General features: G+C 56.0%; 31 protein-coding genes. 8 read left to right on the top strand and 23 right to left on the bottom strand.

Annotated elements, in window-relative coordinates; translation table 11 throughout:
- Nucleotides 1-18: 18 nt before the first annotated feature.
- The 13 genes from ACZCWR_RS08410 to ACZCWR_RS08350 all read right to left on the bottom strand — a co-directional run bounded on the left by ACZCWR_RS08410 (nt 19) and on the right by ACZCWR_RS08350 (nt 10,366).
- Nucleotides 19-978, bottom strand: a complete 960-nt coding sequence (locus ACZCWR_RS08410; protein ID WP_487300320.1) for a S49 family peptidase — start codon at nt 976-978, stop codon at nt 19-21.
- Nucleotides 975-2,228, bottom strand: coding sequence for a phage portal protein (locus tag ACZCWR_RS08405; protein WP_487300319.1), 1,254 nt, complete (start codon nt 2,226-2,228; stop codon nt 975-977). The genes ACZCWR_RS08410 and ACZCWR_RS08405 overlap by 4 nt, the downstream gene beginning before the upstream one ends.
- Before the next feature lie 194 nt (nt 2,229-2,422).
- Nucleotides 2,423-4,162, bottom strand: coding sequence for a terminase large subunit (locus tag ACZCWR_RS08400; protein WP_487300318.1), 1,740 nt, complete (start codon nt 4,160-4,162; stop codon nt 2,423-2,425).
- On the bottom strand, nt 4,159-4,635 hold the full coding sequence (locus ACZCWR_RS08395) for a terminase small subunit (protein WP_487300317.1): 477 nt from the start codon (nt 4,633-4,635) through the stop codon (nt 4,159-4,161). Before ACZCWR_RS08395 ends, ACZCWR_RS08400 begins: the two co-directional genes overlap by 4 nt.
- A gap of 112 nt (nt 4,636-4,747) precedes the next feature.
- Complete coding sequence (locus tag ACZCWR_RS08390; protein ID WP_487303284.1) at nt 4,748-4,942, bottom strand: HNH endonuclease; 195 nt, start codon at nt 4,940-4,942, stop codon at nt 4,748-4,750.
- 278 nt (nt 4,943-5,220) lie between these two features.
- Nucleotides 5,221-5,676, bottom strand: coding sequence for a hypothetical protein (locus ACZCWR_RS08385; RefSeq protein WP_487300316.1), 456 nt, complete (start codon nt 5,674-5,676; stop codon nt 5,221-5,223).
- A gap of 19 nt (nt 5,677-5,695) precedes the next feature.
- Entirely contained in the window at nt 5,696-5,926 is a 231-nt protein-coding gene (locus tag ACZCWR_RS08380; protein ID WP_487300315.1) for a hypothetical protein, read from the bottom strand.
- Nucleotides 5,923-7,086, bottom strand: a complete 1,164-nt coding sequence (locus ACZCWR_RS08375; protein WP_487300314.1) for a tyrosine-type recombinase/integrase — start codon at nt 7,084-7,086, stop codon at nt 5,923-5,925. The genes ACZCWR_RS08380 and ACZCWR_RS08375 overlap by 4 nt, the downstream gene beginning before the upstream one ends.
- 184 nt (nt 7,087-7,270) lie before the next feature.
- A complete protein-coding gene (locus tag ACZCWR_RS08370) occupies nt 7,271-7,756 on the bottom strand; it encodes a hypothetical protein (protein ID WP_487300313.1) in 486 nt (161 codons plus the stop codon).
- Nucleotides 7,753-8,091 (bottom strand): hypothetical protein, encoded by a 339-nt coding sequence (locus tag ACZCWR_RS08365; protein WP_487300312.1) that lies wholly within the window; start codon nt 8,089-8,091, stop codon nt 7,753-7,755. The genes ACZCWR_RS08370 and ACZCWR_RS08365 overlap by 4 nt, the downstream gene beginning before the upstream one ends.
- 46 nt (nt 8,092-8,137) lie before the next feature.
- On the bottom strand, nt 8,138-8,719 hold the full coding sequence (locus ACZCWR_RS08360) for a hypothetical protein (protein WP_487300311.1): 582 nt from the start codon (nt 8,717-8,719) through the stop codon (nt 8,138-8,140).
- Nucleotides 8,713-9,042: a hypothetical protein gene (locus ACZCWR_RS08355; RefSeq protein WP_487300310.1), complete on the bottom strand. Its 330-nt coding sequence runs from the start codon at nt 9,040-9,042 to the stop codon at nt 8,713-8,715. The genes ACZCWR_RS08360 and ACZCWR_RS08355 overlap by 7 nt, the downstream gene beginning before the upstream one ends.
- A 208-nt stretch (nt 9,043-9,250) precedes the next feature.
- The gene (locus ACZCWR_RS08350; RefSeq protein WP_487300309.1) at nt 9,251-10,366 is read right to left on the bottom strand and encodes a hypothetical protein; all 1,116 of its coding nucleotides are present in this window, start codon (nt 10,364-10,366) and stop codon (nt 9,251-9,253) included.
- 434 nt (nt 10,367-10,800) lie between these two features.
- Between ACZCWR_RS08350 and ACZCWR_RS08345 the strand changes: the two genes are divergently transcribed.
- Genes ACZCWR_RS08345 through ACZCWR_RS08335 form a run of 3 tightly spaced genes read left to right on the top strand, consistent with a single transcriptional unit; the run spans nt 10,801 to nt 11,550 of the window.
- Nucleotides 10,801-11,079, top strand: coding sequence for a type II toxin-antitoxin system RelE/ParE family toxin (locus tag ACZCWR_RS08345; RefSeq protein WP_487303283.1), 279 nt, complete (start codon nt 10,801-10,803; stop codon nt 11,077-11,079).
- Between the two features lie 10 nt (nt 11,080-11,089).
- A complete protein-coding gene (locus ACZCWR_RS08340) occupies nt 11,090-11,377 on the top strand; it encodes a HigA family addiction module antitoxin (RefSeq protein WP_487300308.1) in 288 nt (95 codons plus the stop codon).
- Nucleotides 11,374-11,550 carry a hypothetical protein gene (locus ACZCWR_RS08335; protein ID WP_487300307.1) on the top strand — a complete coding sequence of 59 codons (177 nt, stop codon included), beginning with the start codon at nt 11,374-11,376 and terminating at the stop codon, nt 11,548-11,550. The genes ACZCWR_RS08340 and ACZCWR_RS08335 overlap by 4 nt, the downstream gene beginning before the upstream one ends.
- A 249-nt stretch (nt 11,551-11,799) precedes the next feature.
- Here the strand turns inward: ACZCWR_RS08335 and ACZCWR_RS08330 are convergent, their stop codons facing one another.
- The 4 genes from ACZCWR_RS08330 to ACZCWR_RS08315 all read right to left on the bottom strand — a co-directional run bounded on the left by ACZCWR_RS08330 (nt 11,800) and on the right by ACZCWR_RS08315 (nt 14,359).
- Nucleotides 11,800-12,597 carry a ParB/RepB/Spo0J family partition protein gene (locus tag ACZCWR_RS08330; RefSeq protein ID WP_487300306.1) on the bottom strand — a complete coding sequence of 266 codons (798 nt, stop codon included), beginning with the start codon at nt 12,595-12,597 and terminating at the stop codon, nt 11,800-11,802.
- 303 nt (nt 12,598-12,900) lie between these two features.
- Nucleotides 12,901-13,143 carry a hypothetical protein gene (locus ACZCWR_RS08325; RefSeq protein ID WP_487300305.1) on the bottom strand — a complete coding sequence of 81 codons (243 nt, stop codon included), beginning with the start codon at nt 13,141-13,143 and terminating at the stop codon, nt 12,901-12,903.
- A gap of 556 nt (nt 13,144-13,699) precedes the next feature.
- Nucleotides 13,700-14,026 carry a hypothetical protein gene (locus ACZCWR_RS08320; RefSeq protein WP_487300304.1) on the bottom strand — a complete coding sequence of 109 codons (327 nt, stop codon included), beginning with the start codon at nt 14,024-14,026 and terminating at the stop codon, nt 13,700-13,702.
- A 132-nt stretch (nt 14,027-14,158) separates the two neighbouring features.
- Complete coding sequence (locus ACZCWR_RS08315) at nt 14,159-14,359, bottom strand: YdaS family helix-turn-helix protein (protein ID WP_487300303.1); 201 nt, start codon at nt 14,357-14,359, stop codon at nt 14,159-14,161.
- Between the two features lie 18 nt (nt 14,360-14,377).
- Here ACZCWR_RS08315 and ACZCWR_RS08310 point away from each other — a divergent pair, with 18 nt between their 5' ends.
- Together ACZCWR_RS08310 and ACZCWR_RS08305 are read left to right on the top strand one after the other, a co-directional pair.
- Nucleotides 14,378-15,220: a helix-turn-helix domain-containing protein gene (locus ACZCWR_RS08310; protein WP_487300302.1), complete on the top strand. Its 843-nt coding sequence runs from the start codon at nt 14,378-14,380 to the stop codon at nt 15,218-15,220.
- A 588-nt stretch (nt 15,221-15,808) separates the two neighbouring features.
- The gene (locus ACZCWR_RS08305) at nt 15,809-16,516 is read left to right on the top strand and encodes a hypothetical protein (protein WP_487300301.1); all 708 of its coding nucleotides are present in this window, start codon (nt 15,809-15,811) and stop codon (nt 16,514-16,516) included.
- 87 nt (nt 16,517-16,603) lie between these two features.
- On the opposite strand, the gene ACZCWR_RS08300 is transcribed toward ACZCWR_RS08305, so the two are convergent.
- Entirely contained in the window at nt 16,604-16,825 is a 222-nt protein-coding gene (locus tag ACZCWR_RS08300; RefSeq protein WP_487300300.1) for a hypothetical protein, read from the bottom strand.
- A gap of 406 nt (nt 16,826-17,231) precedes the next feature.
- Entirely contained in the window at nt 17,232-17,471 is a 240-nt protein-coding gene (locus ACZCWR_RS08295) for a hypothetical protein (RefSeq protein WP_487300299.1), read from the bottom strand.
- Nucleotides 17,472-17,557: 86 nt separating this feature from the next.
- Here ACZCWR_RS08295 and ACZCWR_RS08290 point away from each other — a divergent pair, with 86 nt between their 5' ends.
- Together ACZCWR_RS08290 and ACZCWR_RS08285 are read left to right on the top strand one after the other, a co-directional pair.
- Nucleotides 17,558-17,788 carry a hypothetical protein gene (locus ACZCWR_RS08290; protein WP_487300298.1) on the top strand — a complete coding sequence of 77 codons (231 nt, stop codon included), beginning with the start codon at nt 17,558-17,560 and terminating at the stop codon, nt 17,786-17,788.
- Complete coding sequence (locus tag ACZCWR_RS08285; RefSeq protein WP_487300297.1) at nt 17,785-18,042, top strand: hypothetical protein; 258 nt, start codon at nt 17,785-17,787, stop codon at nt 18,040-18,042. Before ACZCWR_RS08290 ends, ACZCWR_RS08285 begins: the two co-directional genes overlap by 4 nt.
- 57 nt (nt 18,043-18,099) lie before the next feature.
- Here ACZCWR_RS08285 and ACZCWR_RS08280 read toward each other — a convergent pair whose 3' ends face one another.
- Nucleotides 18,100-18,336 carry a hypothetical protein gene (locus tag ACZCWR_RS08280; protein ID WP_487300296.1) on the bottom strand — a complete coding sequence of 79 codons (237 nt, stop codon included), beginning with the start codon at nt 18,334-18,336 and terminating at the stop codon, nt 18,100-18,102.
- Between the two features lie 262 nt (nt 18,337-18,598).
- Here ACZCWR_RS08280 and ACZCWR_RS08275 point away from each other — a divergent pair, with 262 nt between their 5' ends.
- Nucleotides 18,599-19,591 carry a tyrosine-type recombinase/integrase gene (locus ACZCWR_RS08275; RefSeq protein WP_487300295.1) on the top strand — a complete coding sequence of 331 codons (993 nt, stop codon included), beginning with the start codon at nt 18,599-18,601 and terminating at the stop codon, nt 19,589-19,591.
- A gap of 746 nt (nt 19,592-20,337) precedes the next feature.
- Here ACZCWR_RS08275 and ACZCWR_RS08270 read toward each other — a convergent pair.
- The 3 genes from ACZCWR_RS08270 to ACZCWR_RS08260 all read right to left on the bottom strand — a co-directional run bounded on the left by ACZCWR_RS08270 (nt 20,338) and on the right by ACZCWR_RS08260 (nt 24,435).
- Entirely contained in the window at nt 20,338-22,581 is a 2,244-nt protein-coding gene (locus tag ACZCWR_RS08270) for a tetratricopeptide repeat protein (RefSeq protein WP_487300294.1), read from the bottom strand.
- A gap of 205 nt (nt 22,582-22,786) precedes the next feature.
- A complete protein-coding gene (locus ACZCWR_RS08265) occupies nt 22,787-23,197 on the bottom strand; it encodes a hypothetical protein (protein WP_487300293.1) in 411 nt (136 codons plus the stop codon).
- 800 nt (nt 23,198-23,997) lie between these two features.
- Nucleotides 23,998-24,435, bottom strand: coding sequence for an HNH endonuclease family protein (locus ACZCWR_RS08260; RefSeq protein WP_487300292.1), 438 nt, complete (start codon nt 24,433-24,435; stop codon nt 23,998-24,000).
- Nucleotides 24,436-24,524: the final 89 nt, after the last annotated feature.

Here is a 24,524-nt window from a genome sequence, read left to right as displayed (position 1 = left end):
TCCGGGGGCAAGGCACATTCAATAATTGTTTCGCATATTCATTGCCGCGGCCCGAGCAGCCACGCTTGGGCTTCGCTTGCGCCGCGTGCGCGAGGTAGCAATTTCAGCTGCAATCCGATTCACTGCTGCCTGAGGCGTCTCGACGCTATCGGCCAGCCCTGCGCTTACCCCATCCTGGCCGTGATAAACGCCCGCCTGAGTTTCCTTGACCGCCTGCGTGGTAAGTCCTCGGAATTGCGCGATCGCGTCGACAAACTGCGCATATCTGGTTTGCACGACGCTTGTTAGGCGCTCCAGCGACTGGTCGCTCAGCGGCTCATGCGGCGTGAGATCATTCTTGCGATCGCCGGCAAACACCGATGTCACCTTGATACCTTGCTGCTCGTCGCGCTTGGATACATCAAGATGCTTCGCGATCACGCCGATCGAACCCACGCCCGAAGTCTGACTGACGATCACGTTAGACGCTGCGGCTGCAATCAGATAACCACCCGAGAACGCTGAGAAATTAACGATTGCGGTAATCGGCTTCAGTTTCGTGGCCGCACGGATGCCATCGGCAAGCTCGAACGCCCCGGTCGCGCTGCCACCGTTGCTATCCACATCGAAAATAACGTGCTCGACCGCAGGATCTGCAACCGCCTGGTTCAGCGATGCGCGCAAGCCCTCGTAACTGGTCATCGGCTCGCACGGATTGATGTGCGCCGAGCGCGATACGAGGATGCCGGCCACCGGAATGATGTCGAGGCCTGTGTCCGCCACTACCGCGCGCCGGCGCGCGGACGCTGAGGCCATCTGCAGGCCACTGCCGACGTCGTCATCGTCGATGACCTGCGGCTGCATGCCATTCACCGACAGATTGACGATATTCAAGTGCAAGGCTTGATCAGCCCATTGCACGGCAAGCGACATCATCTGGTCGCTGACGAGCTGCGGCTGATTGAAGATCAGGCTTGCAAGTCTCAAGTGTGGCTTCACGACAGGATCCTTTGAATGTCTTCGATTTGCGCTTTGGTAGGCGTGGCTTTATCTGGCGGCAGCGGCTTCGACACGTCCGCCATGTTCAAGGGGCTCAGATAGATATCGCCCGCCTTCACGGGCGGCATGTTCTCCAACCGGCGAACGTCATTGATCGACAACCAGCCCCACTGGCGGCCCACCGCATAGGCGGCATAGCGCGAGCTCTGGTCACCGCGCAACAGTCCTGCGAGGTTGTATTCGATGAAGTACTGCTTGCGCTCAGAGGGCAGTAAGAGATCGCGCGTCTTTGCTTGTTCGTGGCGCTTCACCCATGGCAGCAGCGTATAGATCACGAACTGGATCTCTTGATGCTCGACGTTGCTAAAGGTAGCCCGTTCAAGCTCGTTCACCATGTGTGCCGGAATCTTGTAGATGCGCGCAATGTCCAGCGCGGATAGACGCAGCGCCTCGATCAGCGCCGCATCGACATTGGTCATCGACAACGGCTTAAACGTCATCCCCTCCTGCAAAAGCGCGACCTTCTTCGCATTTGCTGTCCCACCAAATTTTGCATTCCATCCATCCGTGATCCGATCGACGCTCGCCTGATCCTTGATCGGCGGGCTTGCGCTCGGCCGCTCGATCACCCCGGAGAGCACCGTACCGTTCATGAACGAGCGGCCGGCATACTGCTGGATCGCCTGAGCCTGTCCGATCGTGTTCGCATGCAGCATGATGGGCGACAACCCTGTATAGCTGTTCATGGTCAACCAGCGAACGTGGTGGATCAGACGCTGGGGCATTGGCTCCGAGCCGTTCACGCAATACATGGGCTTCAGGTCCGGGCCCTTCATGACCATGACTGATTCATGGTCCAATGGGTAGAGCCCTTGAACCACACCGTCCGCATCGCGATCGATGTAGCTGTAGCTATTGCCGCGAAGTCCGACAGCCAGCTGCGTCTGCTCTTGATACTCGAACGGAGTCTGCCAGGAATTCGGTTCGTACTTTAAGACTGCATACAGCGGATGATCGACCGCAGGCGTCCGATCGTCTCCGGAACGCTCATAGAGCTCGATCGGCAACTGCGCAACGCTCTCAGAGAGCAAGGTGACGCAGTTCTGCAAGACGGTCAGCGACAAGGCGCTTTGAACGGTCACGACCTCACCAGCTTCGGAGCGCGCGCCACTGAACAACGACGAAATCCATCCGCCTACGCCCGTCTGCGAGAGCGCCGTGTTGGCAAGCAGATGCTTGCTGAAAAACACCAGCTACTCCTTGGCCCGGGATGCGCGTGCGGTGTCGGCAGTCGCAGCAGCCGCTCGGTCGGCGAGGTAAGCCCAAAACAACAAGAGCAGGCCCGCAACGATCAGGCCGACCGGTACGCTCATCAGCATCACACCCACGGTCAGCAGCCCAAAACCAAGCAACCCAGCAGTCCACCCAGCAACACTGATTAGATTCAAACACCTACCCCTTGGTCATAAACTGAACCGCCAGAGAGCGCCATAGGATTGAGCGCCATGAGTGTCACGGCGTTAAATAGCGCCATCAACGGGTCGATCTTCCCGGTACCACTGGCTTGCTTCGTAATGTTCACGGCGTTGCCCACAGGCACCACGCGCGCATTGCCCACGCACCACGCCATGAGCGGCTGAGCGCCATGCATAAGGACTCCATCAGGCGCCGGACCCTGTGCATCTGCCTTAAAGCCGCTCGCAACAGCAAGACGCCGCTCTGCCGTCTTAATTGCGCCTGACAGCTTCCAGCCCTGTGAGATGCCTATCACCTTGTCTTCTGGAATACCCACCTCAGCCAGCGCATCGAGCACGCTGCCTATGCCGGCCGGGTCCGCCCCGACCTTGTCAAGCAGCCCAGCGTGATAGATTGTCGCAACGATGTCGGCGACGTCCCGAACGTCGTCGCCGATCTGCGCCACCATCGTCAAGTCACCATCGCCTTCGAAATCGCGCAAGCGCGAGGCAATCTCCTTTCGACGCTCAAGGACTGACGGATGCGCCCAGGCGTGCGTCCATGCAAGCCAGTTACGCGTCTCTTTCTCTCGGCCAACCACCGCGAGACCAAGCAAGTCATCAAGACCCCCGCCGTCGATCCCCACGTCGATTACCTCGCAACGGTCCATCAGCTCCACGAGCGTGAGCCCCGATGCAAGCGCTGCTGCCTCCCAGAATTCCGCCGCCGCCCAGCGATCTGACCGCAATGCAAGGCCGATCTCTACGTTGGCGTGCTTCGCGAGGAAACCCCGGAACGACTCTTCGCCCTCTTCGCGTGCCTTGCGGAATTCGCGCTCCAAAAATGCCTGATCGACCGAGAATCCGAAGTTCGGATTGACCATCGCCAAGTTTTCTACTTTCAGATGGTCCTTCGAGCGCACCATTTCCGGCGGGTGCTCATAGATAACCGGTACGAACTGCTTGTCGATGATCTTGCCGTCGCGAATATCTCGCGCGTATTGCAACTTCTTGGCGAATACGCCTGCTGGTGGCTCGTTCGACTGTGTAGTCAGGTAAATAACAAAACCCTCAGGCCGGGCAGCGAGACCGCCAATGGCTTCACGCAGCATGTCTTCTGCGTTCGCCATCTTCCCAAACAACCATAGCTCGTCAACGAGCGTGCCGACCGACTTCTTGCCCGATACCGTGTTGGCATCCGCCGCCACAACCTTAAGCGTCGCACCTGTGATGCGGTGCGTAATCGTCTTCACGTGCACCTGAACCTGAAAGATCGGCTCGAGTTCCTCTTCGTGCTTTACCATGTCCCGCGACGGCGCAAAGCTGTTGTTAGCGACTTCGATCGTTGGCGCAAGAATGGCAAACTCCGCTGACTGGCGCTGATTGACCAGCATCGCAGTCATCATGATTCCCGCCGCAAGCGTCGACTTACTGTTTTTCTTCGGCAGGCACACAAACCATTCGATAATCAGCCGCCGATTGTTCGCTCGGTCGTACGCACCGAAGATCGACGCTACCAGATCGAACACCCACTGCGCCGATGCCTCGCCAAACGAGGGCGAACCGGGCGCGTCAACGATCTTCAGCGCCTTAAAAATTGATAGCGCGTACTCTGCCTCCTCGGCAAAGATGGGCGGCGGGATGATCGTGCGGCCATCCTTCAGCCGAGCACCCCAATCCGTACATGACGTGACCCAGTCGAGAACGATCTCCTGTTCCTCGGGCGTCACAGCTTCTTACCCCCGCTCGCCGCAAGGCGGGGTGCAGGGGGAGGCGCCCCGAATTTAGAGGCGGCCTTCTTCGCTGCCTCTTGCTGCTCCTGCTTCTTGCCACCCTCGCCCTTCTTGGCACGCTGATACGGAAGCACCGCTTTCGCCGCGTCGATCCGGAGCTTCGGCTCTGTCATCGGGTCGTTAAACGATGCAACCAGAAAGTCGAGGGCATCCTTAGTGGTGAACGCGACGCTCACATCAAAGCCCGCAGCTTGCGCCGCTTTCTTCAACTCGGGCGCGACCTGCGCGCCAAGTTGAAGCAACTTTTTGCGCCGCTCCAGCTCCGCAATGATTCGCGGGTTCTTTAGCAACCTGCTTGCTTCGACGTTAGCACTTCGCGCGCTGTATCCGGCCGCGATCGCGGCGTTTTTCCCTTTTCCGTCAACGAGATACGCCTCTACGAACAGCCGTTGCTTCCTAGTTAGCAACATTAGCAACTTCCGGAAAAGGGGAAAAAATTCTGCGCGTGAGGGGATAGCCTGTGTCCGCGCCCAAAAGTCTCCAGACTTGCGATACCCCCTCCCCCTTCGCTCCTCTCGCAGCTCACCATCCAACGCGCTCTGCAGTCTCCGCTGCCGACTTACGCGCATGGCATTCGACGCACAGCAATTGCAGGTTTGCATCGTCGTTGCTGCCGCCCACTTCAAGCGGGACACGATGATCGACGTGATCGATGCGGTGGTTCCAAACGCGACCGCAATCGGCGCAGCAGAGGTTGTCACGCCCAGCGATGCGCATGCGCGTCGTCATCCATCTGCGCCCACGAATGCGCGGCGTGGACCCGGCTTTCACATCCAACACTGTCAACCGACTTGCCTTCGCATTTGCCAGTCGAGGCTTGAGCATTCGGAGCTTTGACATTCGCAACTTGCAACAGAGTGATCCATGAACTAGCCTCGAATGAGGCTATCGGGCATGCAATACGCCAATGAAAAAGCCCGCACGGTATAAACCATGCGGGCTTTGAAGACAATGATGCAGCCTATCGATTAAGGGCCGATTTTAGCTCAAAGTGTTCAATCGACAGTAGAACTATTTTGTTCAATTCTTCTTGAACACCTTTCGGACATGAGGCTTTCACTCACTCGGCGGATTGATTTACTGAGGGATTCGGCGCGTACCACAAAGCGTCGAGCGCGGTTATAGATCGTGCCACGCGCGCAGTTTTGCTCCCGCGCCAAAGCCTTGATATTCGCGTTGTACCAGTAGATTCCAAGGAAGCACTCGGCCTCGTGCGCGCAGTCGCCCTGCTCACACAGCGAATGAATGGCCATATTAAGGAATGACATCTCGGGATCCAAAAACGAGTCCGGCTCCTCAGCCGGCGACCGCCGGAAAGGCTGAAGACGCGCAAGTACATTGGACTTCACGTACGGTGCGAAGATGCGACGCGTCAGGCACCAAGCGACCCACCGATGTGCCCTGTTGTCCGCAGCGTTTCGCGCATCAACACTCAACTCTTGTTCGTTCATAGCATATTCCTTCAGCCCGCTAGCGTTCGACCCCGTAGGGAATGTTCCAGTGATCCAACCATGCCACCAACTGCTCGCGCAGCTCTCGATTTCGCGGATACGGCAACTGAACCTCGCCTTCTTCCTCGACTCCAGCGAATGGGCAACCGGGAATGGAGATCCAAGTCTGCAATTCCTCCACGCGTCGCACGGCCATCTGCAAGAGCGGCCGCGGAATAGCAGACATCTCAATGTAGGTGTACGCGCTCATCTTGTCGACCTTGTGATGCTGTGCGCTTCGTCGTCCGCATTTTGAGCGGATGACACACAGGAATTTGCAAACCCTGTTGCGATGCGGGTTTGCGCAATGCCCTTCGCCACTTTCTCGCCACTCACTTCAGGGTTTGATGCACCGGCCAAGCCCATCTTCGCGCTCAGCCGTGCTTGCGCATCGACAACCGCGCCGAGGTCGGCCTCCAGATACACCATCGTTGTGCGCGCATCCTTGTGGCGCATCACGCGTCGGATCGTTTGGATCGGGACGCCCTGTTCGCTTAAGAGCGTGGCGAAGGTTCCTCGCAGCCGGTGCGGTGTAAGACCGACCACGTCGCATGCGGCGTTCGCAGCAAACATCGCTCTTCGCGTGAAACCCGCCTTAAAAGGCTCGCCGCTCTTGCGCTTGACGATCAGGCCGCGTGCTTGGCGCATGGGGTGCAGATAGTCGAGCAACCAACGAGGTACGGGTACGGGGTCCGCCTCACGGCCTTTGGTCCGGCCGGGCGTATAGGTGCCGCGTTCCCAATCGAGCCACTCCCATCGCGCCGTGATGGTTTCGAACTCACGCAGCCCCAAACCGAGCATCAACCGCACGGCGATCGACACAGCCGGTTGCCGTGTGGCCGCCGCATCTACCGCGCTCAACCACTTTGATGCCATCGACGCCGGCAACGTCGTGCGCGGCCGCTTCTGCAGCTTGATCAGCTTCACCGACCAAGGAACCATCGGAAGGACGTTGCGCCGGACCGCCCAGTTGCAAACGACCTTGATCGACTTGAGCCAATGATTGGCGCTCGCGCGGCTGTGGTTTTTAAGATGCTCAACGCGCGCCCGCTCAATGGCTTCGGTTGTCAAACTGGCTAGCGAGACATCGCCGAGCGCGTAGAGGTGCAAACGCGCAACGGTCTCCATTGATTTGATGTGCGCGCTGCTTACGATCGGCGCATTTGCTTCGATCCATCTAACGAACAACTCCCGCAGTGTCGGGATAGGCGCGCGCCCTCTGGACCAAAGCTTTGCGTCGTCATACGCCCGGGCGGCGACAGCTTCAGCCTTGTGCTTGACGCTCTCGCGTGTGCTGCGCTGCACGCGCGCGCCGTTCACTTGAAATCGGTAATGCCAGCGTTTCCCAACACGAAATAACTGATAAGTCACCGGCTCGCCTCTCGATAGATTCCGAACGACTTCAAATCGCCTCCGCGTAACCGGTGCTTCGCAAGCACGATGAATTTGCCCGTCCGCTCAACGAAGCGATCGACGATCACGTCTCCGTTGCGAAGTACGACGCGAACCCGGGTTCCTCTTGCACAGCATGTGTGCGGCGTCCTCATGGCGGCTCCTAGGCAAGACTCTTGAAAAGCGCGTGAAACTGGCGCAGCTTCTCCAAGTCGGCGTTGTCTTCCGCTCGCCGTTGTTCGATCGTCAGCGCTGCGGTCTCCATGTCGGAGGCCAGCTCCGTCAGTTCCCCGGCGAGCTTGCGCGCGCGACCAGAAAGTGCCGACAGAATGTCGAGCGCCGATTGGGTCGACCCGCTGTCTGGAATGGGTTCGATTTGTTTCGCTGCTACCGACACCGTGCCCCCCTTTTCTCTTACTTCCACTCGCTGGAAGCGCCCCTTGAACTTCTCGCGGATCAGGCCCGCGCCCTGCAATCTAATCAAGCACCTATCGAGCACAGCGACGTCGGGCGAGCTCTTCGTCACTCGCCGCAGATGCATTGCGATCTCGTTGCGCGACCATGCGTCTTGCTTCGGCACCATCTCCAGAACTTTCTTCGCGATCGCGGACTGGCCGCTTACCGCTGCCTGATATTTTGCTGGCGTCATTCGACTTCCCTCACATCCATTTCCTCCAGACCACTCGCTAGAAACGGCACCAACGTCCTGCGGTTTTTCTTCACCAGCGCTTTGATGCGATACACGCCAGGTTCGATCCAATTGCTATCGAGCAGAGGAATCCCCGCGCGGCGATTCTCGGGTATCCATGCATCGACCCATACATACGCTTCGAGCCTGCTATGGGTCTTTGGCCGAATCAGCCTGTAGACAGTCGTTTCGATTTGCGCCGTCATTTGCCACCGTTCGTACTGGTAGCGCTTGCCGCTTCGACCGCGGTAGGTGTTCCATGTCGTGTGTGTTGGGACATTGATTAGGCAGCGCATGGCCTGACCTCCATGCCGGTCTTAGCGCTGCGCAGCAGCGAGTTCTTCATCTGATTTCCTCCACGTCCCAGCCGCCGCCGTCTCGCGCCTTGCGCGGATATGCAACCTTGAAGACGAAGGGAAAGATCCATGCGGCGACTTTCATCTTGACCTTGGCGTCGTCACGGAAGATGGCACGCGCGCCCTTCACGTCGTGAAACTCCACAACTTTGGATGCCGATAACACCACGAAATCGACGGTCAGATAGGTTTTGGGAGCAAGCTTGAGCTTGAGCCCCTCGAACATGTACCACTCGATCTCGCCGGCGCGCCGTTGCGCTTCGAGATGCGCCTCATAGCGACGCTCGGTGGTGTTCCGCTCGCCGTCACGCAGTCGTCCGAGCGCCTGCAGTCGCTTGGTTGGGGGCTTGCGCTGTGTTGCCGCGCCACGCGCCGCCGGCGCCAGCGACACGACCGGTTTGGCGCACGACATGATCTCGTCCACCTCGCAAATCGGCAGCGTGCCGAACTTCCTTGCGAGGGCTCGTTGCTGCGAGTCACTTCCGACCGACATGTCTTCGCGAACACGAGCCGTGCCGATGTGCTTCGCGCCTTGCTCCAAGCGAATCGTTCTGAACCGCTTCACCATGCTCCTCCAACCTCGCGTTTAATCAAGGTGAGCAGATACGGGACACCCAGGAGTGTGGCAATGATGAACTCGCGTTGCCAAGCGAGGAGGCCGAGAATGGCCGTCGTCGACACGAAGTCGTAGAAGGCGTTCACGGGATAGCCGTGTTCGTAATCGCTAGCGGGAACGAGCAAGGCCGCGATCCACATTATTTCGGCGATGAAGCAAAGGTAAGCAATCGCGACATCTCGCGCGAGGGCGTGATCTCCCTCGATCCAAAGGTACAGGCAGATTGCGAGCAACGCGTCGAACAGGACGGCTCGAAAAAGCTTTGATGCGTTCACGACTTCTGACTCCAACAAATCGGGTTAAAACGGCAGCGCGAATGACCGGACACGCGTTGCCAGCCGGGCAGCCCTGCGCAGTTGCGAAAGCCCAGGCTATGCATGCGATTCGCATTGGCTCTTACGATCACGAATTTGCAGGTTTGGCAGCTATTCATGTCGTCCTTCGGTGTGGACTTTTCGCTCGTTATCAAAGCCGACTCCCGGCTCAAGCGTAAAAATCCGTCGGCAACAATGCGTCGCCAAGGGTGTCAATGACGCTTCGATAAAAACGCTCGGAGCCACTGCGCTGAGCGTCTTTGAGCACGTGATCGATCCACGGCCCTTTGCCGGCCGCCTTCGCCACCAGCACCCGGTACTCGGGCAAGGATTCATCGACATGCTTCGGACGAACGCCGAGGCGAGCGCCCTCGTCGCATACGGCGGCTTCGCCGCCAAGCCACCACTTGCAGCAGTGCGCTTGCATCGGCGCGCCCGGCGCTTCCGCCAGCAACTCGTCGACGAAGCGACTCAGGAAGCCGATATTGACCGCCCGACTGTCACCGTCACGCTCGCGCGCCGCCACTGCCCGGCGATGCGATTCGCGAAGCTGATCGGCTGTGACGCCTCGGCCCACCCATGCGAGCACATGCGCCCGGTCCCGACTGCGATCGATGAGACAACGTTTGCGCCGAGCGGCCTCCAAAGCGAGCAGCAATTCGGTGAGCTCGTGCTCGAGGTTTGGGTTCTCGTTTATCGAAAAAGCAGCAGCGGCAACATCAGAGTTATCCACAGAGTCGCGCACGCACGCGTTGCTGCTGCTCTCTGCTGTAATCTCTGCTGTAGTCTTAACACCGTTAACGACCTGGCCAAACCCCTCTCCGCGGGCAAGGGTTTGACCAGTCCGCGGACAAGGGTTTGACCGCTCGGCGGATTGGGAAAAGTCCATCTCCCGAAATGGACTTTTCCCATTTCGGGAAATGGGGTTTTCCCATTTGGGTGAATCTTTGTCTTCTGATGCGTGACCGTCCTCGACTAGTCGCTCCAGCGCGTCCTCATCGATCAGGAAGTAGATCTTGTGCTCCAAACGCTTCTCAGTCTCGATCAAGACGCCTGACTTCTTTAAGGTGCGGCGTGCCGCCCGCTGTTCCTCGTAGCTCAAGCCCGTTTCAGCGCACAACTCCTCCGAAGTCTTATGCACACCGAGCTCGCTCGTTGCGCGGCTTTGCCAATAGAAGATTTGGCAAAACAACACGGTCGCTTTAACGCCGCCCAGATATCGAGCGAGGCCGGGATAGTACGCAACAGGGCGACCAATATCACGTAGGACGTCGGATACCCTCATGCGCCTCCTCCCCGATCACTCTGCGCGTCGGGAACGGCGCGGCCGCTGACAAATCGGAACCGACGAGAATTTTTCGTGTGCACGAGCGCCCGCACGGCATCGCCGACCCGGTGGCACATAGCCCGTTGATATGCGTAACCATTCATCGCTGTATCCTCACGCGATGGCGAGCAGCCGGATGAATGGCGCAGGCGCTCAATCTCCCGCGCGCGGCTCGCCGCTGAAGCTATGATCTTTGGAAGAAGACGCGCCGCCCCGACGCCCGGCACGGCGACAATCCTTGTAAGCGCATCAGGCGCGATTACGACCGCATCCTGATCGATGGGGCGAACTTGCTGTTGACCATCGTGACCGACGTAGACGAGCCACCGCGTGCCGGTGATGTGAACCGAGCGCGGGTTGCTTCGTGTAGCCATATACGCTACACTGTCGAGATGATTTTGACCTTCCGACACAAAGGGCTTGAAGCGTTTTTCCGTAGCGGTAACAAATCCGGCATACAGCCGCATCACGCGAGCAAGCTGCGCGTTTTGTTGACGGCACTGGATCAGGCACAAAGCCCTCAAGACATGAGTGCGCCCGCTTGGAGACTTCACCCACTGACAGGCGCCCTTGCGGGACACTGGTCGATCTGGGTGAACGGCAATTGGCGGATCACCTTCACATTTAACGGCGATGATGCCGAACTCGTCGATTACCAGGACTATCACTAGAGACATAGACATGAGCAGAATGCACAATCCAGCGCATCCCGGCGAAGTGCTACGGGAATGGATTCCAGAAGAGATGACCATCGCCGAAGCCGCGGATGCTCTGAAAATTAATCGGGTTACGCTTTCCAAATTGCTGAACGGCAAGGCGAGCGCAACGGCAAACATCGCGCTGCGCTTATCTGCATGGCTTGGCACCTCGCCCGATCTTTGGATCGGCATGCAGGCGCAATGGGACTTGTGGCAAGCGGAGCAACTACCAAGGCCTGAAATCAAGCCGCTTGAAAAGCACGCTGCATGAACGTCGAGATGCCCTTTTTCACCACAGACGCGGACGACTGCCTTGACAGCAAGAAAGTCAATACCGAGTTCCTGACTGCGGTCCGCGCATACTTGAAATTCAACGTACTTGACAGCGCCATTTGCGCAGCAGCGCGCGTGCACGATGAGGCCGGAGATACGCAGCTCGGCTAGGGTTTGACGTCGGATGGCGCGCTTCACTTACGCCTCCACTTGGCGCGTGGCATGCTCAACGAGCTGTCGCGGCATCCATTTGCCGGCAGTCCGCTTATCTGGAACCGAGGCATCGCTTTTGTGCTCATGCATTTATTTGGTTGCTCATCAGATTGCCGTTGGAAGTTCAGTGCAGTTGCGCACCGCGGTGCGAAGATGTCACTTCTGCTCTTGACCGCCCCACGGAAAGCGGGCAATGACTTGATGCTGTCACCCGCCACACTTCTGTTCGAGGTTAAGGACCCAGCGCAACGCTTCCGCGCGCTCACCGGACGACGACTCCAGCTCGTGCGCGATCTGCTTGCGGCTTCGCATCCTGGACGTGCGTTCGCTGAGCGCCTCGCGCTGAGCTCGAGCGCGTGCATGACCGGCGACGTTCGCGCCCACGGCAACTAGCTCCCGGACCTTCTCGCGCTGCTGCGCCGGCGGAAGCTTGGAAAGCTGCCGGGCGTGAGTGACGTTAATGCGTGCGTTTTCGACCGCTTTGCGGACATCAGCGCAGCAATCGAGCAATGCGAGCGTGGCGCGCGCCGTCGCTGTCGAACAGCCAAAGATCGTCGCCAGCTCGTTCTCGCCGTAGCCGAATGCCATTACGCGGCGCATCTTCTCAGCGCGACCAAGCGGTGTATCCGGCTCCCGCAGCTCGTTCTCGCTGATGATCGCGGTCAGCACAGTGCGCCTATCCCCCCGATAGACCTGACCGGGCACCTGAATTGTTTGTTCGCCGCGTGCGCGCCGCCATTCGTTCGCGAGCCGCGCCGCTTTGACACGTTGTCGACCGACCGCGACTTCTGTCTCGCCCGTCTCCGTGTTTTTGACGACTGAAATCGGCTGCAACACGCCGTGGAAATCGATGTTTCGAGCGAGATCCTCATTCACTGGCAAGTCAACACGCGGGTCGTACAGCGGCGAAGCAACATCTGTCACGAGCACCAGTTGTCCGGGATCGAAAAAAAGCAGGTTCGTCTTGCCTGACGCCCCGTAGGCGTCCACGGAATTTTTAGCCATCGGTCATCCCCGTTTTTTCAGTGGCCGCAGGGCAGAGAACCGTCGTCCCTTTGTACTGCGCCGCAGGAAATGCACTTCCTTCTGTCTGAAGTGCCCTCATCAGCCTTGATGACGACCAGATCATCGACGTGCGTCGGTCGGTCAACATCAACACGCTGAACCACTTCCTCATCGTTCATACGACCCTCTGCATCCCGTAGTACAACTAATGACGTGGTAAATCACCCGAGCACATGGTCTCGGGTCCATCCCTGCTAACGATCATCCTGCGCATCTAAGCCGAGCGCGGGCCGGAGGAAAGAATCAAGCTTCCTTTCGACCAGCCCGCAAGATCGCCGCTGCCGCGTCCCGTCGATCCACAATGAAGCCCGTCATTGGCAGCGGTGTTGCCGGTTCGTAGGCGAAGCGCCGCTCTGATAGCGTCTCGCCTGGCCCGCGCTCGACGTGAAAGTGCTTCGGCACTTCATACTTGATTCGCTCCACAATCGCGTCCAGGGTTCTGCTGGTCGCTTGTCGAAGCATTTGCTGATGTTCAAAACTGAGCATCTGTCCTCCCAAGATAATTTCACAAATCTTTGAGATCGCGGAAGCCGCGACCACGACGCTTAACGTCTGTTCTTTCCTAACGGCCTCAGAGCAAGAACCGCATCCGGATCACCGCCGTCGATAAAAACAGGTCAAAACTCCAGCGTGCCGTGGATTGAAGCGCTTTGGAGCGTCGTGTCCCTCGCTTCCGCCCCATTCGTTCTTGGATCTCTAAAGACACATCCCATCTGCTCCGCTTTCCTTAAGCAATCGCGCCTGTCGTTAAGAATCAGCCGGTAAGTTCCAATCTGGGCCTACAGCCATAGGCCTTGCGCTGCAAGCCTTTCGGAGCGCATCAAACTTAATCATCTGACTGCCATGTTTATAGAAATTTTTGACGCAAAAGACGCTGCTGGAAACTTCTATCGAGTTGTCGTAACGCAAGACGCTGCGCCCGTGCCATCGTTCTCACCTAGGCTCAATCAACAAGGTCCGAAAAAGTTCCGTCTTATCGAGGGCGACGAGGTGCGACATGTCGCGGGCAAAACTTTTCAAATCGCTTCAAGAGGCACTATGATCATCCGGATCTAATTCCCATCAGCGAATGCTCAGCGCGTCGGAATGCAACCGGGTGACATTCGCCCCGACACCACGTCGCGCTGAGCGTCCTCCAGATTGCCTGCTCAACACCTTCCGTTATCACCACGTCGTCCACCACAATCGCTGCGTTCTCAACCTTGATGTTCTGGACGAGTTTTGGCTCAAGAGCCACAACCGGTTGTTCATCGACTGACAGCGACGTTCTGCGGATCGAACCGGGGACAGCCTGATCGTCGATGACAACGCGTCCCTTGCAGACGCTCTCGCTGCGCGTCGCTTCAATTGTTACTGTTGAAGCGTTCATCCGGCGAGCTCCATTCCGTGAGCGAAGAGATCTGGCTCAGATTCGGGTCGCCCATCGACGTCAATCCGCGTCTAGAAGCGTCATAGCTAAATACCGTTTTAAAGTGTTGTTAAGCGGATGATCATTTCCCTTTCAATCCTCGACGGCAGGAGCATTTCGTTTCCTATCCTGAGCAGAACTTCTGTAGAACGCCCAGTCGATCTCATCGTTGAGGCGCTCACTAATTACGCCAGTAAGGTTCTCGATGGCGGCACAATGCTCAGCTGGTACTTGTCCACGTCGACGCCAAGCTTGGACAACCTGATATCCGGATAGCCCAAGGGCTCTCGCCATCGCAGAAAGAGATCCAAAGTGCGCGATAGCTCGGTCAATAGCTTCGTTAGTAGGTTTCGTGAAGTTGCTCATGATCGCCAGTTTATGCAAGTTACGCTTGCATTACAAGCGAAGCTTGTGTTTTCACAAGGGAAACTTGCGACTAATATCGCGCGCATGAACATTCATGATCGAATCCGAGAGCGGCGAATCGCCCAGCAGCTTTCTCAAGAAGCGCTTGGCGAGACGCTAGGAGTGACCTACCAGACCATCCAGCAGTGGGAAAACGGAAAGACCGCGCCCAAAACGACACGCCTTGAAGCGTTAGCAAGGGCATTGAACACTACCGCTGAGTACCTCCTCTTTGGGACCCCCCCGCCTTCTGGAAGTCTTGATGAAGATGGTGCAAACAAGCACACAAGTGAGACAGGATATGTCTCATTAAGTGAGCATTATTCGTCTGATATATTCGAATTTCGTCCCGTGTTCGTCGCTCAACGGCCACGGGAAGGAATGCCTGAAAGACTTTGGACAGATGGGAATGAGTTAGTGGGAGCTACAGACAAATTCGCGGTCCTTGCGACGACAGATGCCAGAGCATTCATGACGCCAGTCATTGATACAGCGATGTATCCGCGTTATAAGCCTGGCGAATTTGCCCTTGTTTTACCAGGAAGTTCGCCGGATATTGAGGATGATGTCTTGGTGCGGATGACTACTGGAGAGACGCTACTGAGAATGCTTGTCTCGCGGAGAGGCGGTATTACACTCGGATCATATAACGAGTCAGGCACACGTCTCGTACAAGAGGTCGATATCAGTTGGATGTATCTTGTTGGTTATCCGGTCCCTGCCCGGTTAATGGGCCCAGCGAACGATTAGCCAAGCATTAGGCTGTATCTCGAACAACACACTTCGGCAAGCTCTCCAAAAGCTCACGCATGTCGCAGGACCGTCCTCCCACAAGTAATACTTGCATAGCAAGCGTCACTTGTGTACACTCCTTACATCGAGTTAGTTAAGGAGGCCGTCGAGGCGGTGGCGACACAGCAGTGTTTCTCAGCTGCGACATTTCTTCCGTCCTATAAGACAACGCAGCTCCCGCCAAAATTAGTAGTCCTGGCGTATGCGCGTTCTGATACAGGCTCGCTGGTGCATCTGTCTGGTAGGCAGCGCACGGCGCCTATACCCGCTTGTGTATTGCGTCCTAACTTGCTCTTTTGCGCGCAGCGTTATCAAAATGATACGCTTTCCTAACTTTTAAAAATCGTGATTTTAACGCTTTCCCCTATGCCTCAGTGTTCAACTCCAATCCCTCGACTCAACTCAGAGACTTTATTGATTGAAACGATCTTTTCCCATCTCCACTTTCCTACAGCCGGTGTTTGCCTTGGTTTCCCATTTAAGGACGATCCGCCAAACCACGTTCCTCCGGACAAATCGCTCGTGCTTTGCACGTGTCGCGCCGACATGTCAACCAACGATGGGTACAAGTGGCCGCGCGTGGGCGAGCTCGCGGAAGCGTCCTGCTGGGAGCCAAGGCACCGCTTCGGCGGCCTACGTGGTTGGCTTTACGGCCACGGCGACCATGCAATCGGTGGCTATATCGAAACAGACGCGAAGTGGCTCGTCGTCGAGAGCAATACCCATGAAATCGTCAATTTCGATGGCATCTGCAAATTCCCGAGCGGCAAGGTGCGATTTATTGGCACAAGCAGGGCGGCCGCTGATTTTCTCGTTACGCATGAGCCACGTGCTCGCGAGCATCCCGTGATTGGCGAACATCGCGCTGTCGGTGACGGAGAATCAGTAATAGTCGGGGCACTCGGCGAAGCGTCGGCCGGAAGTGATGGTGTAGCCGTTGCCGGATATCGCGGTATCGCCACGGCAGGCGCACGAGGAACGGCGACCACCGGTTTTCGCGGCATTTCCGCAGCAGGCCGCCGTGGGACAGCTATCACGGGAAATGGTGGAGTCGCAACAGCTGAAGACCACGGAACCGCCATCGCGGGCTTCCAAGGAAGAGTAAGCGCGGGCGTGAAAGGCCAGATCAGCCTCTGGTACTGGGACTTTTTTGAGCAGCGATACCGGATGAAGACCGGCTACACCGGTGAAGATGGTCTCGATCCGTACGCGCTCTACACGCTCGACGATCAGCATCGCTTCATCAAAGTGTAGGCGCCCGAATCAGGATTGACGCCGACGCTTTGGATGCACGATCGCCTTAGAGCCTGAGCCCACCGAAGAGAGAAAGCCTAGGGGTGTCTAGCCACCAGTCTTGCTTGCTCGTCGTTGGGCGTCAAGAAAGCCACCGTCATACGCTTCGTTCTCTGTTTCGAAATGAAGGGCGCTATCGTATCGATTTTCGATCACATCCGAACCACTTTGATCCAATTGGATTATCGTGTAAGTAAAGCCACCGCCGCGCAGCGGCTGAACCGATACTTGAAATTCGATATCTCCAACTCTGATCGGATTGCGTGACATAGCATTCTCCGGATAGGAATCGAGATCCTAACACGAGGCAGATTGCGCATGAACGATAGCGGGGCACGCGAGCATGGCATTGAAGTTGAATTCAGATTGAATTCTCATAGCACCACAATGTGTGTTAGCGGTACGTTCGTTCTCGAGTTGACGAATCCATGTACGAGTTCGAGACCAGCGGCAATATGCAACGCCGTCCGGTTAAGCATGATGCAGCAGACACAGTCTTTGAATTTGCAACGCGCGTTGCGTGCGTCAAATTCGCGTAGCTTTCCACACGCCCTTGCGATTGCCTGCGAACCTCGCGCGCCAGTGGTTCAGCGCGGTAGTCGCCATGGCGGCCACCGACGTAATAGGAGATGTAGTTTGATGTACTTCAACGCGATTGTGGGGTAGCTGGAGTCGGTCAGCTCGTATAGCCGTCCCGCATCAGGCGCTTGAGTATGGGCTCCATTGCTGGATCCTCAGGCTCACCCGCTTCGCACCAGTCGGCGAACGCGCTGATGTCGTCTGTGAACGGAGGTTCGCCGCGCGCTTTTCGAATAGCGTTTCGCGTTCCGAGAATGGCTTTCGACGGTGCCAGGTACGTGCCGATCGCCTTTGACAGTTCCGGATTGATCGCCGGATCGAATTCAGGATTTTCCATGCATGTCTTATCGGCGCATATTTCTAGAACTTGAAGGTGCGCGCGGCCCTAATGCTAAGGTCGAAAAGCGCGCGATGGAGAGAACGATGACCGATGACGAGATTACGACGTTGGCGAACGAGTGCTGGAGCAAGAACAAAGGTAGTGAATATGAAATCATCTTGGCACGCGCAATCGAACGCGAGACGCTCGAACGTGCGGCGCAAACTATCGAGAGCTACTGCCATGACAGCAACGATGAGCGCGTGAAAGAAGCAACCAGAGCGATCCGCTCGCTGAAGCGTGAAAGTGCCGCAAGAAACCCGGAGGAGTCTTGAGCAACGTCCGACAGATGCCGGCACCTGTCAAGACCGCCCGGCCAGCGCCAAAGCGAATCTTGCGCCCGTCCGAGTGGAGCTTGCTTGGCACCGTGCGCGACCTCGAAACGCAGATGGGAACGGTTGAAGCATATAACCGGCTGTGCGATGCCGCGCAGCTGCTCAAGGCGAAGATTGATTCGGGGAAAGCGAAGGCGCAGCACCCAATGTTTGCAACGGATCCGAAGTGGATCTGTCCGGCGGGAGGCAATTGATTAGTGCTGGTGCGAAGGCATGGACATCGCTGAGAGTGGCTGCGAGTGCGTTCTCGACTAGCCGTTGCTTACCAAGGTCGAACTGACCGCCGCGGCGACAATCTCAAGAGCTGCATCGAGCGCCTGCCCTTCCGACATCCCGCTACCGAGAAACGACGTCAAGTCGATAAATGACGGATCGCCCGCTGAACCGTCTGGGCGATTGATCGATAGCATCGCCCTCTTCTGGCCGGTCACAAGTTGAATAATTACTTCATGCCGCTTAATTAGACAACGTCTGTTCGGAGCAACCATGACCACACCTCAATTTTCTAACTAGATCGTGAGTATGCGACACATTCAAGTGGCCTGCACAAGCCTCAAACCAATCTGGAGATCGAACCGTGAACATCGCGTCCGGAAAACGAGTGACTGCCAAAGAGGCCGCTGACATCCTCGGCGTACCCGCGCACCTGATCAGCCGGCTGGATGTTCAAGGTCATCTCATTCAACGCTTCAAGCTCACGCGCAAGACGCACGTCTACGACCTGCAATCGCTATACGTCTATCTCGAATCATGCCAATCGAAACCCTTACAAAGAACGGACGCAAGCGCTACCGGTGGACATTCAACCGGATCATTAAAGGCGAACGTATCCGTCAAACAAAGCTTCTCCCTCGTGGAGTTTCTTCCGCAGAAGCGGACGGCCTCGCAAGACGATGGGAAGCGGAAATCTACGCGATCGCGAACGGAGAGCGTCGCCCGACGGTGACGATTGGTGAGTGCGTGCACAAACACGTCGCTGATAAGAAAGATCGCTGGAAGGATGCCGAGAAGCGGATCCGCATCCTTCAGAAATGGAGCGCCGAATATGCAGAGCAAGACGCGCTCGATCTACATGATTGGTCCATCCGAATCGCGACCTTCATGCGCGCTACGAAAGATCATCATGGCATGACGAAGCGGCCGCTGACCGATGCATCGATCAAGAACGTGCTGGCTTACCTGCGCGCGGCCATCAAGTACGCTCACAAAGTTGGCATGCTCGCGGAAGATCAGACGGCACGTATGGTCATGCCGTCGGTGAGCAACGAGCGTCATCATTATCCGCAACGCCGGGAGATGCTTCTGATTGCACGAGCATGCAGGCACCGCGAGGTACGTGCCGCGATTCGCATCGCGTTTTACTCGGGCATGCGCAAGTCAGAGATTCTGCGTGCGAAGGTGACGAAGAAAGGCTTTGCGCTAAGTGACACGAAGAACGGCATGCCCAGGATTATTCCAATCCATCCGCGCATCGCTGTGCTCGCACGCCACGTTCGATTCACGATCAGCGCGAACGTGTTCGGCAACCATTTCGAATCAGCGCGCGCCGCTGCTGGATTCCCCAACACAAACTTCCACGACTTGCGGCACGCGGCGGCTTCAGAAATGATCAACGCCGGAGTCGATCTCTTCACCGTCGGTAGTGTGCTCGGGCACTTATCGGTAGTTTCCACCAAACGTTACAGCCACTTAGTCACCGAAAAGCTCGCGAGCGCTATAGAACGAATAGGATCTTCAAAATAAGATGCTGTATTTGCTAGCCTCGGTCCGTGTCTAACCACGAGCATGGCGACCGAGGACGGAGGGTTAGAGATTGATGTGTCACTTTGGACTCGATACCCAGGCTGGCGATGAGCTGTTAATAAACTTACGTGCCGACGGAGCCTTTCACCCTCTGCAATATCGTTCCCGACCACTAAATATCGTCTGCGCTTGATGTGGCGTCCACACATCAGTGCGATCGAATCAATCCTAGACGAGCGAGCCTAACAAAAATCCTTTGAGACTATCTCATACTCGACCGAAAATTTTGTACTGCGACGATGTCAGGACCCGCACTGAAGCCAGATGTTATCGGAGGATCGCCCTCAGCACGAGGATAGCGCCCCACCCGACTGGTGGATGCATCGCCGCACCAAGAAGTCGCATCTTGCAGAAGTGCTTCACGTACTACTTCTAAACAAACTTCCTTCGATTTGCAAACACCTAAAATGATTTAATTTCGATGAGAAGGTTCATATTGAAACGGCTATTTTGGCGATAACTCACATTAATGCAATACGGTGTAGCGAGTTGAGCCCTTCCCACGTCCAATTACCGGGAACAGGTTTTTATTAAGTATCATTCTCTCCGAAATATTTTCTGGGTTTCGCATCCGAATGTTAAAAAAGCATGCTTCGCCCTGCGATTTGGCTTGCTGTAAATGGCTTGGTCGGATTCGAACCAATGTTCACGCAGGACCCACTAGAAAACAAGGTAACAAATAATACTCAAGATCCCGACTCCGATCCAAGAGCTGTTAATAGAGATGAAGCGTGTTCGTACATATGCATATAAGCTTGCGGGAACCTGGCAGTGAGACTACCGAGAATAGAAAGAGCATCCCGCACCATCGGTAGAGCAAGATGCGTGTGCCCATCGCGAATTAAAAGCTCCACATTAAGCATGAGTGCTGAGACGAGTAAGCGATCGATTGACCTATCTTCCTGACGTAGCCGCTGACACAACTCCAAAGCCTCCGCAGCACTCTCAAGCGCAACGTCTCGCCGATCGTCAAGAGCAAGTGCGTTCGTCAAATTAATAAGCGAGAGAGCAAGGTCTACGGTAAACCGATTCGGATGTTGTTGTGCCAAGCGCCTAAATCTGAGCACGGCGTCACTGGCATCGCGTATAGCGCGCTCCAAATGATTGTTTTTGCACAACTTGTTAGAAAGATTCGTTAGGGCCATTGCAACACGGGGCTCGAATATATCTGGCCGCTCCGCAGCAAGTTCTCTGTAGATTGATAACCCCTTTTCACCGGGTCCTAACGATTCTGAAATCAGCTCATTTTCTTCCAGCTTGTTCGATAAATTACATAAAGCCAGCGCAAGTTCCGGTCGCAAGGTCAAACTCTTTGCAACTGCAACCATATAGAGGGCAACAGATTTTCGCATTAACCGCAAAGCGGAATCGTGCCTGCCAACGTCGCTCATGAGGTTAGCCAGATTTGAGAGCGACCCCGCCAGCTTAGAAGAGAATTCATCTGGATTTTGTTTAGATAGGACTTTGAATAAGCGTACTGCGCGTATGCCTGCCCGAAGGGCTGTTCCGTATTCGCCGATGGCCGCATGCTGAATCGATAGCTCATTGTATGCGAGGGCATGATCAGGGATGATGACGCCGCCTGTGCGCTTTGATATAGCCTCAAAATAGCCTGTGGCTTCCTGTGCAGCACCCCGCGCTTCTTTGTGCTTTCCCGCAAACCCGAGCACACTGGCGAGGCGAAGCGCGGCGCTAGCATGCTGAAAAGGTTGAAAGGTAGCGTTGACCGAGGTCAACGAATACAAGCGACGGGAGATCGTTAAATTCACGTCTCGCAAAATTAAACTGTCGCTTGGGATAAGCTCTGACAAGGATCTAAGCTGGTCTTCATTGCTGCCGACCACATCAACGATTCGCGTCAACCAAACGATAGGATCTGAACAGCTACTACCAAAATCTTGTGCGCACCGAATGGCTACCTCAGCGACTTTCATGCCAAATTCTGCAAAGCAACGGATGACAGTTAGCGTTCCTAATTCGCCCCTCATTGCCTTTAGTATCAAGGCCTCGCCGATCATATCCGGCTGCACCGGAAGGATATTGTCACCCCCACCCAGTCCCTCCTGGGCGAAATCCATTAATGAAGCAGCACTTAAGCCGTCAGACCGGCCGATAGCCAATACTTCCTGATTTGCGAAGGCTTCGAGAGTGGTGCGCTGCACGCCTTGCGCGAGTGTGATGCATGCTGCGAGGTGCACAGCCAACCGTTTGTTTACACAATGATGGGACGCGTCTGCCAATCGCGAAAGCCTGCCGCACTCGATTTCGGCCAGCTCTTTCGCCAGGTCAGTGGGCCCTAACGAAAGAACGTTTGCATGGCCGACCTTACACATGTACGTGGCGGCCATCATTAAGAATAGGGGATCTCCTGCCCAACTCTGCTGCGCCAACTTCAAAGAAAGAACGTCGCGGGAGGGTTCGTCATCTAAATTTAAAACCGAATCGATTTTCGCCACGACCTGCCGCACCAATTGAACACGATCGGCGATCGTTGCTAATGCGAAGATTTCGACTGGCTCTACGGGATCTGGGAATTTTGATCTGCCAAATGACTCCCACGCGTCGCAGGCGAATATGGTATGCCACCAACCTTGGTCTGTGTCGGCATGTCGGTCAATGAGTATGAATCTCAATGGATAGGCGGGCGGTTCACTCCAATTCGTCAGCTCGTCAAACCAATCACGGAGGAGGCGTGCGTAGGACGACGCATTGTCCACGGCGATAAGGCAGGGCCGTCCCCAACCCCAATCGCCTACGTTGGTCTGGCCAATAAAGCGTTGCAGCTCGACTCCGGTAACGAAACCCGCGTCCCACCCGTCTGCGGTGGCACGATCGCATAGCTCCAATGCCAGTCGAGTTTTACCAACGCCAGCGCCGCCTACAAGCACACGAGCAGCTATCAATCGTGGACTGCGAAGGAACGACTGCAAGTCGGCTAACTCTGTTTGCCTTCCAGTCATAGACGTGAAGCGCGCGAAAGGATTTAGTCGCTCGAGGTCGAGGTTCGAAACTTGCGTTAAGAAGCGTGTGAGACGAATATATGCGCGTCCAATATTAACCGTGTTATTGTTCCCATTAATTTGCACGACGATATTTTTATCGCCAGTTACATGTGACGCCTGAGCCGTGCACTGCCTATTGGTTGACGCTGTTGTTCGAGCCAGAGCCGATCTGAGCAACCTTATTAGCGTTGCCCGCAACGCTCGCAACCTGACCGGCATTACACACCTCTCGTGCATCCAGAATCCAAGATTTAAGGAAGTCTGCTGAAGTCTCGTCTGCTTCAACTGTTTTCTTGAGTTGGTGCCTTAGCGCGGCTTGAGTATCCGGATCATCGGGCTCACTTTGGAGATCAACCAACGCACCGGCAACGCCTGGTCCTAAAAACCGACTTTTCAGCCGCTCAAACAGAGCGCCAGCAGAAAGCTTCCCAACCTCTTGCACACCAGCATCAGCCGCTAACTTCAGCAACGGAGTAAGTGTTGTTACAGTAGTGGAAACGAGAGTTGCTAACGTTGCGGAATCTAACATCTTGTTTGCGCTCAACGGTTAAATGGTGGAAAGCCCGAGCTAACTTCAACACGCCTTGATAGTAAGGCATTCTACTCTGCTACTTGCATTCTCAGAGCGACAGGAACAAGTAGCTAACAAAACTATTCACTCGCCGAGGTATCTTCATTTCCCAGCCGGCTTCGGCCCGATGTCGAACCAATCGTGCTTGAGGCAGCGTAGATGCCGATTACTAGATAGAAACCAAGGAGTTCTGCTCGGATGCGGCTTCGGCCGCAGCGCAAATTGCGCGATTCAGTTGCCGTGAAGTCAGCGGGTCGCAAGGATCCAATCCCGGAAATCACGAGCTACCATCAGGCATCTTGCCTCGAGTGCGCGCCACGAGCACCACAGACGCAAGCGCTTGAGCAGCACCGGCGAGAGCATCGCATAGCGATCTTTGTAACCTTTGGCCCGTTTGAGGCGCAGCATCGCGCGCTGGCTATCGACGTCGTCCCCTCTGAGCGACCACCGCGCCGGCACGCAACCCTGTGCTGTAAGCTAGCGACAACGCCGTTTGATGTTTCAAATAAACGGTTTCCGCGATCAGTCGCCGGACCTCGTCGGCGTCGAGAATGAACTGAAGTATGCGCGGCACACGCACCGGCTTCAAGCGAGCGATCAGCTCTGGTTACCGATCGACATCAGGCTTTTGCAACTTGCCTTGGCTTCATATGATCACGAGAAAAAAGCCTGTATTCCGGACCGATGATTCCTCAGGCTGCTTCAAGCAAGCCAACTTCTGGCCGCGGCGGCGCTCTATGCCCACGGATTATCAATCAAGTTTCAGTCCGGCATCATCCCTCTAGAAAGAACCGGTAGTGATAATCGTCAATTAGCACGTCCGACTCTGGCTCATCTTTCTCTCTCAAATAGAACTCCCACTCTCGCTTTCTTTTCTTTCGACGCTCTGGAGAATTAAGCCCGTACATGCGTATGGTTTCGATCGCTCTGGCCTGCTCTTCAACTGGGGCGTTAGGCAGAGCCTCAATGTCACCCGTCCTATAGTTTGCAACGAAGTAGCGTCCGAACGAATAATCATCCTCATCCGGCTTGAGCAGCCGCTCGTCGAAGCTTTCACGCTTTTCTGATTGGCACATGTCACAGCAAGGAAACAGGTTAGTCCAAGTGAATGCGAACTGAGCAAATGCCGACTTGGGTCGGAAATGTTCAATAGTTGCCCGGCTTTCGACTTTGAGCGGCCCGTCGCAGAATGCGCAATGGTCCGCCGTCATCCGAAGGAGCGCATCCCGAATATGGCGATAACAATGAGGGCTACGCCAACTAAATCTCGCGTTAGGATCATCGCGACGACGGGTAGCAA

This window comes from Caballeronia sp. A2-2 (assembly GCF_057612605.2).
Note: the sequence above shows the minus strand (reverse complement) of the source record. Positions and strands in the feature narration are given on the sequence as shown.